The organism is Marinobacter sp. L-80 (assembly GCF_056859395.1).
Map to the genome: position 1 here is coordinate 1 of NZ_JBSXOI010000040.1, position 15,589 is coordinate 15,589.

Annotated in this window: 16 protein-coding genes and 1 pseudogene; 8 read left to right on the top strand and 9 right to left on the bottom strand. The window is 52.5% G+C overall.

The features are described from left to right. Nucleotides 1-124: 124 nt before the first annotated feature. Nucleotides 125-400 carry a hypothetical protein gene (locus AC13E3_RS02365; RefSeq protein WP_482901665.1) on the bottom strand — a complete coding sequence of 92 codons (276 nt, stop codon included), beginning with the start codon at nucleotides 398-400 and terminating at the stop codon, nucleotides 125-127. A 130-nt stretch (nucleotides 401-530) separates the two neighbouring features. On the opposite strand from AC13E3_RS02365, the gene AC13E3_RS02370 reads away from it, so the two are divergent. Beyond that, nucleotides 531-1,073 carry a nucleoside 2-deoxyribosyltransferase gene (locus AC13E3_RS02370; protein ID WP_008172520.1) on the top strand — a complete coding sequence of 181 codons (543 nt, stop codon included), beginning with the start codon at nucleotides 531-533 and terminating at the stop codon, nucleotides 1,071-1,073. 131 nt (nucleotides 1,074-1,204) lie between these two features. After that, nucleotides 1,205-2,005 carry a class I SAM-dependent methyltransferase gene (locus AC13E3_RS02375; RefSeq protein WP_092034366.1) on the top strand — a complete coding sequence of 267 codons (801 nt, stop codon included), beginning with the start codon at nucleotides 1,205-1,207 and terminating at the stop codon, nucleotides 2,003-2,005. An 84-nt stretch (nucleotides 2,006-2,089) separates the two neighbouring features. Here AC13E3_RS02375 and AC13E3_RS02380 read toward each other — a convergent pair whose 3' ends face one another. Then, nucleotides 2,090-3,481 (bottom strand): hypothetical protein, encoded by a 1,392-nt coding sequence (locus AC13E3_RS02380; protein ID WP_092034365.1) that lies wholly within the window; start codon nucleotides 3,479-3,481, stop codon nucleotides 2,090-2,092. A gap of 483 nt (nucleotides 3,482-3,964) precedes the next feature. Between AC13E3_RS02380 and AC13E3_RS02385 the strand changes: the two genes are divergently transcribed. Then, nucleotides 3,965-4,858: a hypothetical protein gene (locus tag AC13E3_RS02385; protein ID WP_139216092.1), complete on the top strand. Its 894-nt coding sequence runs from the start codon at nucleotides 3,965-3,967 to the stop codon at nucleotides 4,856-4,858. After that, nucleotides 4,858-5,412 (top strand): hypothetical protein, encoded by a 555-nt coding sequence (locus AC13E3_RS02390; protein ID WP_092034361.1) that lies wholly within the window; start codon nucleotides 4,858-4,860, stop codon nucleotides 5,410-5,412. Before AC13E3_RS02385 ends, AC13E3_RS02390 begins: the two co-directional genes overlap by 1 nt. 66 nt (nucleotides 5,413-5,478) lie before the next feature. Here the strand turns inward: AC13E3_RS02390 and AC13E3_RS02395 are convergent, their stop codons facing one another. Next, a complete protein-coding gene (locus tag AC13E3_RS02395; RefSeq protein WP_104270657.1) occupies nucleotides 5,479-6,141 on the bottom strand; it encodes a hypothetical protein in 663 nt (220 codons plus the stop codon). Between the two features lie 50 nt (nucleotides 6,142-6,191). Next, entirely contained in the window at nucleotides 6,192-7,070 is an 879-nt protein-coding gene (gene gcvA, locus AC13E3_RS02400) for a transcriptional regulator GcvA (RefSeq protein WP_482901666.1), read from the bottom strand. A gap of 126 nt (nucleotides 7,071-7,196) precedes the next feature. Between gcvA and AC13E3_RS02405 the strand changes: the two genes are divergently transcribed. Beyond that, nucleotides 7,197-7,370, top strand: coding sequence for an RSP_7527 family protein (locus AC13E3_RS02405; protein WP_405416987.1), 174 nt, complete (start codon nucleotides 7,197-7,199; stop codon nucleotides 7,368-7,370). A gap of 135 nt (nucleotides 7,371-7,505) precedes the next feature. Here AC13E3_RS02405 and AC13E3_RS02410 read toward each other — a convergent pair whose 3' ends face one another. From AC13E3_RS02410 to AC13E3_RS02425, 4 genes are all read right to left on the bottom strand, one after another. Continuing rightward, complete coding sequence (locus AC13E3_RS02410; RefSeq protein WP_273070596.1) at nucleotides 7,506-7,808, bottom strand: hypothetical protein; 303 nt, start codon at nucleotides 7,806-7,808, stop codon at nucleotides 7,506-7,508. A gap of 117 nt (nucleotides 7,809-7,925) precedes the next feature. Continuing rightward, the gene (locus AC13E3_RS02415) at nucleotides 7,926-8,465 is read right to left on the bottom strand and encodes a hypothetical protein (RefSeq protein ID WP_405416990.1); all 540 of its coding nucleotides are present in this window, start codon (nucleotides 8,463-8,465) and stop codon (nucleotides 7,926-7,928) included. A 22-nt stretch (nucleotides 8,466-8,487) separates the two neighbouring features. Beyond that, nucleotides 8,488-8,952, bottom strand: coding sequence for a nuclease-related domain-containing protein (locus AC13E3_RS02420; protein WP_405416992.1), 465 nt, complete (start codon nucleotides 8,950-8,952; stop codon nucleotides 8,488-8,490). A 383-nt stretch (nucleotides 8,953-9,335) separates the two neighbouring features. Then, nucleotides 9,336-10,247: an alpha/beta hydrolase gene (locus AC13E3_RS02425; RefSeq protein ID WP_405416993.1), complete on the bottom strand. Its 912-nt coding sequence runs from the start codon at nucleotides 10,245-10,247 to the stop codon at nucleotides 9,336-9,338. A 242-nt stretch (nucleotides 10,248-10,489) separates the two neighbouring features. Here AC13E3_RS02425 and AC13E3_RS02430 point away from each other — a divergent pair, with 242 nt between their 5' ends. Further along, nucleotides 10,490-10,921, top strand: coding sequence for a tautomerase family protein (locus tag AC13E3_RS02430; RefSeq protein WP_273070600.1), 432 nt, complete (start codon nucleotides 10,490-10,492; stop codon nucleotides 10,919-10,921). Between the two features lie 173 nt (nucleotides 10,922-11,094). On the opposite strand, the gene AC13E3_RS02435 is transcribed toward AC13E3_RS02430, so the two are convergent. After that, nucleotides 11,095-12,231 carry a helix-turn-helix transcriptional regulator gene (locus AC13E3_RS02435; protein ID WP_273070601.1) on the bottom strand — a complete coding sequence of 379 codons (1,137 nt, stop codon included), beginning with the start codon at nucleotides 12,229-12,231 and terminating at the stop codon, nucleotides 11,095-11,097. A gap of 192 nt (nucleotides 12,232-12,423) precedes the next feature. Here AC13E3_RS02435 and AC13E3_RS02440 point away from each other — a divergent pair, with 192 nt between their 5' ends. Both AC13E3_RS02440 and AC13E3_RS02445 read left to right on the top strand, forming a co-directional pair. Beyond that, entirely contained in the window at nucleotides 12,424-14,724 is a 2,301-nt protein-coding gene (locus AC13E3_RS02440; protein ID WP_482901667.1) for a hypothetical protein, read from the top strand. A 114-nt stretch (nucleotides 14,725-14,838) separates the two neighbouring features. Further along, nucleotides 14,839-14,998: pseudogene (locus tag AC13E3_RS02445) on the top strand (IS66 family transposase); the annotation flags it as partial. Nucleotides 14,999-15,589 lie beyond the last annotated feature (591 nt).

The following is a 15,589-nucleotide window of genomic DNA, read 5'->3' on the forward strand; positions in this document are numbered from 1 at the left end:
GGTTGTGAAAGAGCATGCAGGTTAGACTTGGACATGGCGTATCATTCCTCTGTTGGTTGTGATCGTCGCGGTGATCAACCAACAGGATACGCCACCCCTTCAACCTGCTTCCATACACCAGAAATCACCATAACTCTTCGGAACCCAACTCCAGGCGAATCCCCGGCGCGGGATTGATAGCCACAGCATTTAAAAAACGTTTTTGTGGATCAGCCTCACTTTCAACCTCAACCTTAGCTTCGGTTTCCGTAGCCACTGGTTTAGGGTCTTTTTTTCGTGTTCCGGTTAAACCTAATGTCTTTCTCGTCATGATTGTTTGATAGCTCTTGTTTGATAAATATTTTTCGAAAAACACCGCCCAAGGCAAAACACCAGCGTGCACAAAATACGTCTGTCCCAATTTTCACTCATCCGAACGGTCACAAAGGAACGTGAAAACAGGCTGGCGAGTATGACCACGCTGCACCATTTCTGCTACCTCCAAAATACTGGATGCTATCCTGCAGTTTCATCAGCTCTATGAGGCACCCATGACGAAGCCAAAACGAATCTACCTCGCCGGCCCGGAAGTTTTCTTCCCCGCAGCTGAACATCAGGCCATCGTGGCCGAGAAAAAACGCCTGCTTCAGGAAAACGGACTGGAGGGCGTAGACCCGCTGGATACTGAACTGGCGCTGTCCGCCAACGAGGCGAAATTCAGGCGCGGGCATCGGATCTACCGGGCCAACCGGGAACTGATGGACAGCTGCCAGGCCATCATCGCCAACCTGACCCCCTTCCGCGGCATCAGCGCGGACCCGGGCACCGTCTTTGAGGTGGGTTACATGATCGGACAGGGTAAACCCGCCTTCGGGTTTACCCTCGAAAGCCGATATTACCGGGAACGAGCAGGCGCCACCGACCTGGACGAACTGGGCCATACCATTGAAGACTTTGAAATGAGCGACAACCTGATGATCGAGGGCGGAATCTACAGTTCCGGTGGCCAGCTCTTCGTGGCAGAGCAGCCCGGCGAACACCGGTACTTTTCGGCCGAGCTGTTCCGTCGTTGCGTGAGGGCGATAAAAAAATAAATCTGTCCCGGTTTCCCCCAAGCTAGCTCGTGGTGACGAAGTGCAGGCGTTGCTACAGTGAAACAAGACCACCGGTTTGCCGTATCCACTACCTAGCAGCGAAAGCCGGCAGCACAGGAAGGGAAGAATCCATGAGCAAAAAGATCGATCTCTACAGTAGCTCGTACAGCAATTACTCGCTGGAAACCTACAGCGAGGTCCGGCTGGAGACCTATGGCGAGGATTATGGGCAAACCAGCTGGGTTTCGACTGAAGAATCCCACGAGATACCCGAGTTACTTCAGCTGACATCGGATTCATCGGTCCTGGACATAGGGTGTGGATCTGGCGGGTACGCTGTCGGCCTGGCAAAGCGTATAGGCTGTAGGGTTCTAGGGTTCGAGATAAATGAATCGGGCGTGAAAACGGCGAATGCGTTGGCCGAAGATGAGAAGGTCAGCGACCTCGTGAAATTCGAGCAACACGATGCGTCTGAAGAATTGCCCTATGAAGATGATTCGTTCGACGCCATCTATTCCACGGATGTCCTGTGCCATGTCCCTCGTCGGCGAGAAGTTCTCTCCAACACACAACGGTTGCTAAAACCTGGTGGGAAATTCGTCTTTAGCGACGCTTTGGTGATTGGGGGACTGATTTCCTATGAAGAGCTTGAGAATCGATGCCCAGACGGTCTGTATTTTTTCAGCCCTCCCGGCATCAACGAGCAATTAATACAGGAATCCGGTCTCAAGCTGCTTGAAGCTCGCGATACCACCGCGAATTGTGCTCTGTTGTCCAAACGTTGGCACGATGCGCGCGAAAAACGGAAAGACGCACTCATCGCCTGTGAGGGTGAAGAGAACTTTCTGGGCGTGCAGCGATTTTTGGCCGGCGTTCACAGGTTAACGAGCGAGAGGCGTTTATTGCGCGTTCTGTACACTTGTTCGAAATAGAGAACGGATGACTGTCACGACCGGACAGCCCACTATCGCAGCGCTCACAGTGGTTTTTCGAGTAAGATGGATCTGTCTCCGTATCTACGGGTTGGCCATCTTTATTCGCGCATCTGCCCGATCTTCCTCATCCTGGCTCTGGGAAGAAATCAGAATCAGTTGCCGAATGAAGCTCGCAATTCTTGGATCATAAATATCGTTGTGATCCCGAATCAATTCGCCATCCACCCTTATATTCAAATAAGGATTTCGCCCGGCCGAGGAATCCGTGCGCTCGAGCACTGCGCCTTCAAACGGGATGCGGCTACCTGGCTTGTCTGCTTCCCAGCCCTTGCTGGCTGCAACGAACGTCTGAACTGCCGTGGATGCGCTGAAACCGCCCTGCTCGTCGTCCGCACGGGTCTCCTCCGCACGAAGGTAATGGGTCAGATAGGGATCGAAGTGGCCCAATGCCGTCACATTCGCAGAGCCCTGATCGATAACTTCGTTCTCCCCGGCAACGGGATTGAGACGCTGGGCGTCCCGCTCGGTCTCAAACAGCGTAGAAAACCAGCGGCCGAGGGGGAATGCCAGGCCAGTGGCGTCGTCATCCTCAGAGGTGAGTACCGCCAATACTGGCAATTGGCTCTCAAAGTACCGCCGCCGCTCATTTGCCATATCACTAAGCGTTGCATAGCGCGCAGCCTCGAAAGCCGGGTTAATCAGGACAACCAGATCCGCGAAGCCGACAGTATCGCTCACCACCGCGTCCGGGCCATGAGTCTGTACAAATCCGTTCTCTAAAATCTCGCTCATCGCAGAAAAGACCAGCGCTCCGCCAAAACTGTGCCCTACCACGACAAAACGGGTTCGGTGGGGTTTACCATCGGCAAGCGCCTGGGCCCGCTTTGTTTTCTGCACAAGCTCAAGGCGACTGAGTAATTCAGTAGCGCCTCCGCGCCCTACTTTATGGGCGGTATTCTTGCGTTCCCAGAATGTCAGCTCCTTTAATCCAGGCAAACTCACGGAACCACCGCGCCAGCCCAGATAGATGCCCACCACCTCCCTTGACGGCACACCGGTCTTCGTGCTCATAGCTGACTCCAGCGCACTCAATCGACGTAGAGACTCTCGAAAGCTGGATATATTACTGTCTCCAGCCTGGGCACTGTGCTTCCAGCCATGCACGAACACCACCATCAAGAGATCCTGATTGGCGGCCAAGGTATTAACCTGGCCGATCACCTCCCTCAATTGCTCGCGATCCCAGAGCTGCCCCTGGTCGTCGAACTCGACAAAGCCCAAATGATACTTTTCATCAATGGCGTTGGGCGACTGAAATACCTGAAGCGAATGCTGAGCGCACTCGTCAAGAGGATTGGCGGAAATACACAAACCAGATTCGGTACGGTAACGCTGATGGGAAATACAGGCCGACAGTGAGAGAACTATTGCAATAATGAAAGCAAGACGGGTGCCGTTGAAGCGATCTTTCATGACAAATTCCTTTTCGATTTTCTTGGGCAGAACCTCCTGTTACAGCCACTACTCTGCACTTATTCGATTAGCTTCTCCTGTAAGCCGCCCCAAGGCCGCCTCCAGATAACGCAAGCATAGCTCAGGAGGCCGCGAAAGCCAGCATCCAGCAAGCCATGGCGCGGGGGATGTTTTTGCTGTCCGACGACAATCAAACAATATGGGTGTATATTTTTTATACAACGTTAGGTCGAGATATTTCCGGAGTTATCGATCTGTGCCGCTATCAACAGGCTAAAAGGATGTGGCGAAATGAATAGACTCAAGGAAAAAATTTCATCCGGGATTAGGTCACTCAAAGACCAGATTGAGAACGGGTCTAACAAAAAAAGCAGTTTGCAAAGGCACGCCCCCCAGAACATAAATACGCCGTTTTATTTTTGCTTCTTTGTGATTTTCGGCTTATCCCTCTCTCCCGGACTGACTTGGGCTCAGCCCGATCTGATGATCGGGCTAGAAGCGCCAGATACCGCAAACGCCGGAGAAGACATCGGCACTTCTCTCACCTTGACTGCCATAAACCGCGGGGATCATGTGGCACAGGGGACCCGGTCATCCAACAACGGCTACATGATCGACATTTTCATAACCCGTAAAATCATGCCCACTGGCTATGCCCGCTACGACGAACACTACTTCGATGGCGTCCTGCTCAAGGGTGGACGCGTCAGCAATACCGATACCTTGCCTCCACGGCAACGCGCGCGTTATCACACCTCGGCAATACTGCCAAAAGACATTCCACCGGGCCGGTACCAACTCTGCGCCCGCATAGACCCGGGAGACAAAGTCCAAGAGGCCATCGAAGACAACAACACTCATTGCCAGACACTAGCGGTTAACTTGTCCCTCATGCTCATTCAAGCCCTGCCGAAATTCGAGGTGCTACTGCCCGAGCATCGAAACCAGGAATTTCGCATCCTGGAGCGTGAAGAGGTCCATCTCGGCCCGCCTTCCGTCACCCCGGAGACCCCAGTCGGGACATCCGACGCTACACGAACCATTCTTGAAGACGGCTCAATCGTCTTGACATGGCAGGACGGGTCAAAGCGGCGCCTGAGACCGGACGGCCTGGTTGAATACGTTAGTCCGGATGGCACCATAATGTCTCCCATAGCTATCCAGGTTCAGGGCGCCGATCTGCCGGAGCTGCCCGAAGCATTGGATGACTGGGGCAGCGGCCTCGCAAACGATCTGCTGGCCATCCTCAGAAACATCCTGACCGACGCTGAGTTCGAGGCCTACCAGCAAACCGAGGCCGACAAAGGCTATTACGAGCGTATCAACTGGCGCCTGCGCAGCATCCAATTCCTGACAGCCCTGGAGGACAACATATAATGCGATTTTGGCATGCATTATTCGTAAGTGCCTTGTTGATGGGGCCGATGGCGATGTCCTGGAGCGAGGAACGTGAAAACAGCTCTGAACTGGCGGATACTTCACGGATCGATGCCATGAAGTCTGCCCTCGAAGCGGAGGACGATCAGAGCGGTCTCCAACCGCTACAGGCCCCGGTGATCATCTCTGGAAATTTGATGGACTCGGAAGGGCAAGCCGCTATGAAGTCCGCCCTCAAGGCCTATTACGACTACCGTACGGAAGGATACGGCCACCGACAACGCGTATTCGAGTGGCAATTGTTGTCGTCGCGGATCATCTTTGTCGTCGTCATTGTCCTGGTAGGAGCTGGCATCTATTTTTCGTGGCTGCAGTTTCGGGCGGACCTGAAAGCGACCGACAAGGAAGGAAATCGGGGCGTCTCCACGCTGGAAGCGTCGACCTCCGGCATCAAGGTCAGTTCACCAGTACTGGGTGTGATCATCCTGGTGATCTCTCTGCTGTTCTTCTACCTGTACCTGCAGTACGTCTATCCGATTGAGGAAATACTCTAAAACAGGGCGAGCGTAGCCCAGCAACCCACGAAAGCCAGCATCCAGCAATGTCGGCCATAGTTCGAATTATAACCTCCGCAAAGCATCCTCGAGGTCCAATTCACGAAACGTCTGGCGCAATGTCTCTCCGGCCAGTCGTGCTTCCCATTGCCTGCGCTGTTCCAGCACTGAATCGTCGGCAGGCAGGGAATCGAGAACCGACAATGCATAACTCCGGAGCAGTTCACTCCGGCACTCGATGACAAGATCGGACGACGCCGCAGTACCGGACCCGGAGTAGGCAAAGCAGTGCTGCACATTGCGCCTGGCGCTTTCCCGTTCAACCGGTGAGATCACTACCTCCCGCGCGTCGTTGTCGGGAACCAGTAAAACGTTCACGCCCCGCCCGGTAATGGCCTCGGCGGTCTGCTGCGCGCCTTGTGGAACGTGGACGTTCTTGTGGTTTGGCCAGATGTCGAACATGCCATAGTCGGCACACGGGGCCTCCCGCTGAAACGTAAAGAAATCCGGGTAGGCATAAAACTCTGGCCCGCGCTCGCGATAGCGGTCATAGAAGGCGGTAACGTAGGCCATGATGAGGGTCATTGCACCAATGCCCTCAAACCGACGAGGGACAACGATGCCAAGGCGATCCGTATCCTGAAACGACGAGAACAAGTCCGCGTGCGGAATGGCCTCGCCATGCTGGGTAATTTTGAAATCGCTGCCTCGCAGGCTGCTGCTATGCATGGTTATGTCGAACGCTCTTAGAAAATAAATCTGTCCCGGTCCCGGTTTCGTTACATCTCGCTCATCAGCCACTCCTTGAAGGCTTTCATCCCGACGGTCAGCGGACGTTGTTTGCGGTAGACCAGATAGAAGGCCCTATTCGTATCGAGCTGGATGTTGAACGGCACCACCAACTTACCCGATTTAATCTCACGGGACGTCAGGGTGCTATCAGCCAGGGCAACTCCCAGGCCCTCCTGGGCCGCCGCCGTGGCCAGTTGCCCACTGGACATCTGTAGGCTGCCCCGGGCGGATATAAAATCAACGCCCGACTGTTGCAGCCAGTTCTCCCACTCCCACTTACGTTTGCTGACATAGATCAGAGTGTGTTTAGCCAGGTCTTCAGGTTTTTCGAGCGGTAACTCACCGTCCAATAGCTGCGGGCTACACACCGGCACCAGCATTACTCTGCGCAGAAAATGCACTTCGATATCGTCCCATTCACCACTCCCGAAATAGACCGCCATGTCGGTACTTGTGCGATCGAAATCCAGCAGCCCCATAGACGCATTAATTTCCAGTTCAATATCGGGGTACAAGGCCTGGAATCGCGCCATGCGCGGCATCAGCCAGCGGGTGAGGAAGTTGGGGGCAACGCTGATCTTGACCACGTTGGATTCCTGGTTCTCAGTCAGGCGCTGGGTGGCCATCTCAATCTCATCGAACGCGTGCCTGACAGATGTCAGGTATTGCTCGCCTTCAGGGGTCAACGTCACCGTTCGCCTGCTTCGGTCAAATAGTGAAAGCCCCAAATATTCTTCAAGTGTCTTCACCTGATGACTAACCGCAGATGACGTCACGAAAAGTTCCTTGCCAGCGGCGGCAAAGCTGCGATGTCTTGCGGCTGACTCAAATACCCGGAGCGCATTCAGGGGTGGCAGGTGGCGCATAACTTCGCTCGACTGGTGAGATTAATTCATGAGTCTGATGAAAAAGGATCGCTTTTTCAACAGCCCCATACTCATTAATATGCTCCCTATCGAAATGACTCACTTATCAAACGAGGACACAGCATCATGAGTTACCAAACTCCGAAACTGAACGAAGACGGCTCTATCGACATCAATTACTACACCCAGCTTGCAAAGCAACAGCGTAGTGAGCACATCGCGCAGATGGCGGCGTCACTGAAAGCCAACATCAAATCCTTTTTCCACGTGAAGCTGCCAAAGCTGTCTACCAGCCATTGACCTGTGTTCCCTTCAGTGCTCAATGACCTTAAGTATGAATTGGCTGGTTTCGCCGGCGCTGGCGAACCAGCCTGCTTTTAGGCTTTTCCGACATACAGGTGGGAAATAGCGTCAAGATTGACGTAATAGCGACGTTCAAGAAGGGAGATCAGAAACGCCGTCGACCTCAGTCACCGTTTTAGCATCCGCGCGCTCAATGATTTTGAGGAGTGTGGACTGAATGGTTTCATCTTCCCTGGCATCACCGCCACTTGCGAACGTCTGCTTCTGGGGCTCCGCGCCCTCCTCCTCGGTATAAGAAATCACAACCTCGCTGGCTGAATCGGGCGTTTTGCCAGAGTTCGACTTACCAAAGTACTCCAGCGAAACCAACGGATAGCCGTGAAAGCCCTTCTTAACCTGCTTCGCAATACGCTTTTTTGCTTTATCCACATTCATAGTGAGGGCCTGTCGCCGCGGTTGTTATCTGAGTGCACATCCACACCCAGTCGATACCATTCGCCAATTCTATGTCCTTAACCCCATCCAAAATAGCTCTGCCGCGGTTTTCCATGGTTAATCAAGCACCTCAACCTTCCCCGCTTTGCATTCAAATCGATTGCCTGATATTGCCTTAACTTGTATTTTGCTCAAATGAACTTTCATTCCTTTCTGTAACGTTTTTCCATTTTTCATCAGTGACTTGATCATAGGTGGCTCAATACGCACTGTACTTGCACATTTTTCTTTCCATTCCGGATGTGATGGTGCGTCAATGATATGTCTACTCCTGCCAGCATTATGTCGATATATGCCTACAACATCACTACCTAACAACCACGAACCTGAAGGAAGATAATCTGGATCGGATTTCGATTGATAGGGTGTATGCGTAAATTGTTTGTTGTGTTCAGCATCACACTGCTCTCCATGCTTAACCGTTTGACCTGCCTCTTGTTGTTTAGCGGCCACAAGACAATAGCGCCAACAGAGTTTGTATCCATGCTCAGAACATTGGCCTGCCTTGTCCCGATAAGAAAGTGAGTCTGCAAACACTGTATTACCGTAAACAAGTAATACCACCAAAACGTAACTCGGAAATAACATGACATTCATAAACAACCCCTTTGCCTGATTGTTATGTTTTTTTTTCGTGGTCTGTAAAACATCTGTCCGCATTTGCATGCCTAACAGTGACTAGGTAGCGCGCTTCGTTATTGCAATCAATGGCTTCCATCACCTTCTGAACTTCAACAGTCGACAACCGCTGCTCGATTTTAGCCTTGATAAAGCCGACATGCCCACCACCGTGGGCCACGCTCTCCGGCATGGGTGTTTTGAATGTGGAATCCCCGACAAAGATCTCGTGCTGGGAAACAATGATGTGGTCAATCTGGGTGGTGCCGGCTTCGGTGGGCAGGGCAACGTTCTTGATCAGGTGGCAACGGGTTTTACCTAGAGAGAGTTTGGCGGAGAAATTAACCACTGCTTCCCCGGCTTTGCCTTTGAAACAGGGGGATTTGATAACCGCCGCAAGAATGAAGAGCGGTATCAGGTACCAGATATAATCGAAGAGGGGCAGTAATGCCGGGGCGTAGTCCATCTGTCATCCTTAACAGCGGCGTTTATCCGTTTCTTATTACTACACACTAGTCCAACCCTTGGGAAACTTCCCACTCGGGAGACGAAAAATTTAGTAAACCACATAAAACAAACCTGTCCCGGTTCTCTGCAAATAGGCCGTTTCCGATTCTGAGCGGTCACGACCGGCCCGCCAAAAGCCATAACAGCAAGCCAGCACTCCCGAGAAGAAGCACTGCAAAATGGACCGCCAGGTTCTTGCGGACAGTTGGGGCAGGCTTAGCGGTGAAACCGAAATAATCGTCACCAAACAGCCCAACACCACAGCGCTCACAGTAGTTTTTCGAGTAAGAGACCCGAAGCTCAGACGGCTCAAACCTTATTCGGCAACTGTAACAACTGGGCTTAATCACTTCGGGCTCCGATTTGTTTGAAAAACCGGGCCAAGAAATCCAGCTGATCTTCGATGGACCGATCCAGAGCTTCGCCCCGATAGACATCAAAATGACCGACCGGATAGTGCTTCACTTCCGCGTTCGGCATCCTCTGGGCCGCTTTGACCGCAGAGCTCGCCGGAGCGACGGTATCGTGGTCGCAAATCAACACCAGTGCCGGGCAGGCGACTTTGCTGGCCAACCGGATGGGCCGGAAAAGAGGAATGGCATAACTCACGCCCGCGGCGACGTAATTCGACGCGTTATCCGCCAGCAAGAGAACATAGCCCTCCTGGCAGTCCTCAGCCGTCATCATGCCCAACTCGCCGGGGCGGCCGGCCGAAGCAATATACCGGGGAGACATCCCCAGCCCACGACGAAACCAGTCGACTGTTCCGTGCCAGGTCAGGCGCATCGCCTGCATGAAGCCGGCATAACCGACAACCCCCAGCAACGACGCCAAACCATCCATCATCGGGCATTGGGAGATGGTGCATTGCACGCTTCCATCCTTTGCCGCGGCCGCAATCACCAGCCCGCCGGAAAACGACGTTCCCCACAGGCAGATGCGGCTGCCATCGACACGATCCAGCTGCCGCGCAAAATTCAGTGCCGCCAGCCAATCCGCCACTTCCTTCCGGGGGCTCAGCGTCTGGCGTGGCTGGCCATCACTGTCGCCGAAATGGCGGTAGTCAAAGGCAAACACTGCATAACCCGCATTGCAGAAAGCTTCTTTGAACGGTGCAAGACCACTGGCATGAGTCAGCCCAAAACCATGGGCCATGACGACACACGGTAAACCTTTACTGCCGGCATCCGGCGTATAGAGAACACCGCGACAGGTTGTACCATCGCTCTGAAATTCCAGGGGCGTTTCGATCATTGTTTGGCTCGCATGCTTGAAGGTCGAGAGTCTCAGGATAGCTCATTGCTTCCGGATCAAACCGGCAGTTCAATAATCTCACCAACCACACTGTCTTCACTCACCTGCAACCGCCCCACCGTGATCGGCAGCGTAAATCGCCGGGGCCAGGCAGATAAGCGTTGCTATAGTGAAACAAGCCCGCCTCACTCCCATAGTGGCGAGATCCAGTGCAAACGCACAACCCATGGCAGGAGTTTCCCATGCCCACTTACACCGTCACGGTCGCGAATCTGTCTCTGTCGCCGCAGCAGAAATCACAGATCGCCGAGGCCATCACAGCGGCCCACAACGCCCAAACCGGCGCGCCCCGGTTCTTTGCCCAGGTTCTGTTTTCTGCGGCCAGTGGGGGCGATCACTTTGTGGGTGGCAGAGTGAACGCCGCGCCTCAGGTGTATGTGCACGGCCTGGTGCGGGAGGGCAGAAGCACCGAAATCAAACAGGCCCTGATGAGCCAGATGCTTGAAGAAATCGCCCAAATCATCAACATCACAGCTGAGAAAGTCTGGATCTATCTGCAGGACATTCCGGCCACCCAGATGATCGAGTTTGGGCGGTTTTTGCCAGCACCGGGGGAGGAAGTTGAGTGGGAAAAGGGGATGTCTTCGGAAGAGCGGGCCAGTTTACCCAAATAACCGCAATGATAGGTCTGTTGCGGTTTTCAACGCTCCCACCCTCAGTCAAGCCGCGCGACCAGATCCGTTATCCTCACCCGAAAATAAATCTGTCCCGGTTTCCCTAATCTGTCCCGGTTTTCCTGGATTAGCTGACCACTACAAATCGCCGATGTGGGTCTGGTGATCGCCGTTTAATCGGATCGGTTAACAGATAGCATGACAAGAAGTCTTACCAACTCCTGTTGTCTTTTCACTCCCGTTTTATCAAAGATACTTCTTAACTGAACTCTAAGCGTTGTTACGCTATTACCGTTTAGCTCAGCGATTTCTCCCAGGTTCAAGCCATTGAGAAGTCCGATCGCCAATTTGGTTTCTGCAGGGGTGAGCTCGTAAAGTTGTTTTAAGACATCGGCGGAGACGCGGATATTGGTCTCAGGATCGCTTATAAAAAGGAGCGCGACGTCTTGCATACTTACAAGCGAAACCTCGCCAGGTGCCTCTGATTTTTCGCCGCAGATTAAGGACAAAGGTGCCAAAGCCTCCGAATGATGGAGGCTAATTGCTCGTGCATTGTATTTCGTCTCGTTGGACTCGGACTGTATAGAATGTTCAATCGCCTCGCTCAGCTCAAGTTGGTGCTCGTTCTTCCACGCCTTCAATTGCCCATCTTTTACTCCAAGGGCAGGGTGATAGTCGAGAATGGTTTTGGCTGATTCGTTCAGAAACACTATGGTTAAATCTTTTTTGACCAGAGCCACACCCATTGCCAAGTGAGATAAAGCCGCTTTCATGCTCTGATTGTGGCTCTTGATAGCTTGGAAGGCGCGCTGGATTTTGAGTGCCCTTTGGAAGTGAGGGTGTAGAAGCTGGATGAGATGGAGGTCTTCTTCACTGAATGGGTTTGCCTCAAATGATCGATGTATCCCCAGACCCACGTGCCACTCGGCATTCTTGAAAATATTCAAACCTGCAACATAGCCTACGTCATTCGGCTTTAGCAGTAGCCGATAGTACATAGGATGATCTTCTTTAACTTTTTGATGATCAATAATCGTTGAGCTTGCACCCTCCGCTTTTTCCAGCATTACTCGATAGGCGTGGTCATACCGACCAAGTCCGAGTCGATAAGAGTAGCTGCTCAACGCCGGTAACCCGTGCGCTGCCAACAGAGTGCGACGTTTCTCGACATAGTCTTCGCAAAAAATGCCGGCAGATTTTGCGTTTAGCGCTGCGCATAATTGCTGAATCACGCTTACCCAGTGTTCTGGTCGATAGGCAGCTTCATAGATCTCCCCGACCAGATCTAGCACTGAGCTTTTATCCATCATGCTTGGTCTGTCTCCTTGGCAATGAGTGCGCATACTCCATTTGATGTATGTGGATAGCCTGAGTTTTGGTTAATTTGAAGCCACAGGTGAACCGCGTGAACGTCGCTTTACTCCACGAGTCTGTTGGATGGCGCAGAGTTTCGCCGTCACCAGTGCATGCCAGTTTATTAATACGCCTGGCGCCCTGTGTGGATGTTAAATGCATCACAAAATCTGTCATTTTTAATTGGTTTGTGTCTAAAAACTGTACGTCCAAGCACTTGGTTCGGCGGACGAGATCAGGCGGCACGAATTATTGAGCGAATTCGACAATTAAAGAGAGGAAAACCCATGAAAGGATTGTCAGGGATGGGAGCTCTTGTCCTGGGCCAGTTTTTACTTACTGCCTGTGGTGGCGGAGGCTCGTCATCAGATGGCTCACCTCCTGTATCAGAGCCCTCCACTTCGACCGGCCGGTTTATCGACAGCCCAGTCGCTAACATCGGATACCGCACAGAATCTATTCCCGATGGCGTGACCAATGCTAATGGTCAGTTCAAGTACCTTGAGGGCGAGACCGTTACTTTCTTCATCGGCGACCTTGAATTTCCGCCTGCGCCCGCCACTGAAAAAGTCACTCCTTTGGACCTCGCGGGCTCTACCGACACCTCCGACCCCACTGTCATCAATATCATTCGCCTGCTCCAAAGCTTAGATGACGACGGCATTACAAGTACTGGAATCACCATCAATCAGTTGGCTAAAGACAACGCGACCCCAGTTGATTTCTTTATCAGTGAAAGTGAGTTTCAAAACTTGACGGCAGTTAAGGTCCTAGTCGAAAACTCTGGCTCTCCGACTACCAGTCTCATCAGCACCAGCGAGGCTCTTGAGCATTTCGAGGGCATTTTGGTGGGCGAAGGCGTCGAATTTGTTGCGAACCTTGGCATTAACGGTATATGGGTGAATGAAAATACCGACAATGAACTGTTGGCCTTCGTCTTCTTCAGAGATGGCACATACGTCCACCTTGAAGTGGATGAAGAGCTGCCTTTGGACGAGCAACCTGAGACATCAGGTATGGAATGGGGAACATATTCGCTCGATCCAGAGACGAGAGCTCTGACCGTCGACATCGATTTCGATCGGAACCTCGACACTGGCCTCACGAGCAGTGTGAATGGCGGTCTCGATATTTTCGCCAGAGTATCTGGTGATCAACTCACCTTTGAAATCGACGAAAACGGGAATTCAAGTATCGATGACGGTGAGTCCACAGTCTTTTCCCGCTCAGCCTCAGAGACCATGGACGAGCTTGTCGGGATCTGGAAAGTTGCTAATGTTGCCGACTTCAACGATACCCTCGCGCTCATCTTTTTCGCTGATGGCACCTACGTGCACATGGAAATCGACGAGCAGGCACCGTTCGATGAGCAGCCAGAAACGTCAGGCATGGAATGGGGCACTTACTCTGTTTCACCGGGTTCGGACGCGATCACTTTTACCGGTTTATTCGACAACAACGGCGATACCGGACCTGTCAATGGCGTGGGATCTCCAAGCACGATCAGCGCATCGATATCTGACACGTCAATTGTGTTCAATCCTAATAGCGAAGAACCAACCACCTTCCTGAAAGATCCGGCGACACAACCGAGGGCGCTTGCCTTTACTGAGAGCGAACTTCAAAACTTAACCTGGTACGCCGCTCTACAGGAACCTGAGGACTGCGGGCCTGACTGGTTAGTGGAAGAAACGTCTTTCGATGGCACCAGCTACACACTGGATCTTTGCGGGACCGGAACGGATATCGAAACCGGAAGTTATGAAGTGCTGTCTTCTGGGGTTATCTTCTGGCCAGGTTTTGGAGAATACATCGCTCGCAAATCTTTTGATTCTGACCGGCAGGCATTTTACGCGTGCTCCGCGGACACGGAACTGGCAGCTTTAGAGTGCCCCGCTTCGGAGCAATTTCTAAATTTTCTAAATAAAAGTGATGCTGAGGCCTATGTCGCTGAGCAAAATGCTAATCCAGAGCTTACGGTAAGCTGGGAAGCCGAGCTGACTGCGTACTCTCAGGGTGATCTTTTTGAAACCGAGTCTGCGACCATGCAGTGTGATTCGGGCGGGGGCCCAACCGTGGGTGAAGTAGGAACCGAAACCCAGACGTGGTCTCGAGACGGGACAGAGGTTACCGTAACCAGTGACGCCTCTGAGCCCGGATCATTCTGGCTTCTGGATTTCACTCAGTCGACTCTGACGGTTGGTAAGACCTATCAAGAAACGGAAGCTGATCCAACGGGCGAACCGGGTGACATCTTTGAAAATGTCTTTGATATCAGCGAGTCATACACTTGGGATTCAGAGCAAGGTGCATTTATTGGAGAACTCGCGGAAACCATTACGTTGTCTTGGTCTATCGATGGTAGCGAGTCTGTGTGTGAATATACCTATTCTGTGGTCGCAACTCCACAGGGAACCGAAGCCGAAACCAGCGCATTTTTAGGTTTGTAAATTCGATGGACGATCCGTTCTCTGGGCATGCTGCGTGCAGCCCGGAGGACGTTAACAGTCCTTTGGCATATTGTGCCTCTTTTTAGAAGTGTCCGCAGTAACGGGGTAGAACCCCTCTACGAAATCGAGCGGGAAACCAAAGACCTGCCACCGGATAAGCGCTAGAAAATCCGACAAACCAGAGCCAAACCGCTTGCCGATACACTGCATCACGCGCTACCTGGACGATGGCGCAGTGCCCATCGACAACAACCGGATGGAAAACCAGATCCGGAACAGCCGAAAGGGCTACTGCGTTCCTTTTTTGCATTGTGTTTCCTCTTAATTATCTTGTGACTGTCCTGTCACCTAGTCAAAAATAAATCTGTCCCGGTTTTCCGTTAATTGTCGTACCGAAGGTTGCGAATACGGCAGGCGGGGCCCTTAAAGGCTTCTCCCTATTTAACTCGGCGGTATATCGACTTAGGTGAGAGTCGAATTTGAAACCTGCAGAAACCGGAGCATGTCACGGCTCCCCCATCTGATCAAACCGCCAGTTCAATAATCTCACCAACCACACTGTCTTCACGTACCTGCAACCGTCCAACCGTGATCGGCAGCGTAAATCGCCGGGGCCCGGCAGATAAGCGTTGCTATAGTGAAACAAACCCGCCTCACTCCAATAGTGGCGAGATCCAGTGCAAACGTACAACCCATGGCAGGAGTTTCCCATGCCCACTTACACCCCCTATGTGTCAGCGTAGTTGTCGCCTGAATATTTCAGAGGACAACCATGCCCCATTATTCACCGGAACGTAAAGAAGCCATTCTCCAGAAGATGGCCCCACCTCACAGTCTGACTGTTGCCGAGTTGGCCAGCCAGGAA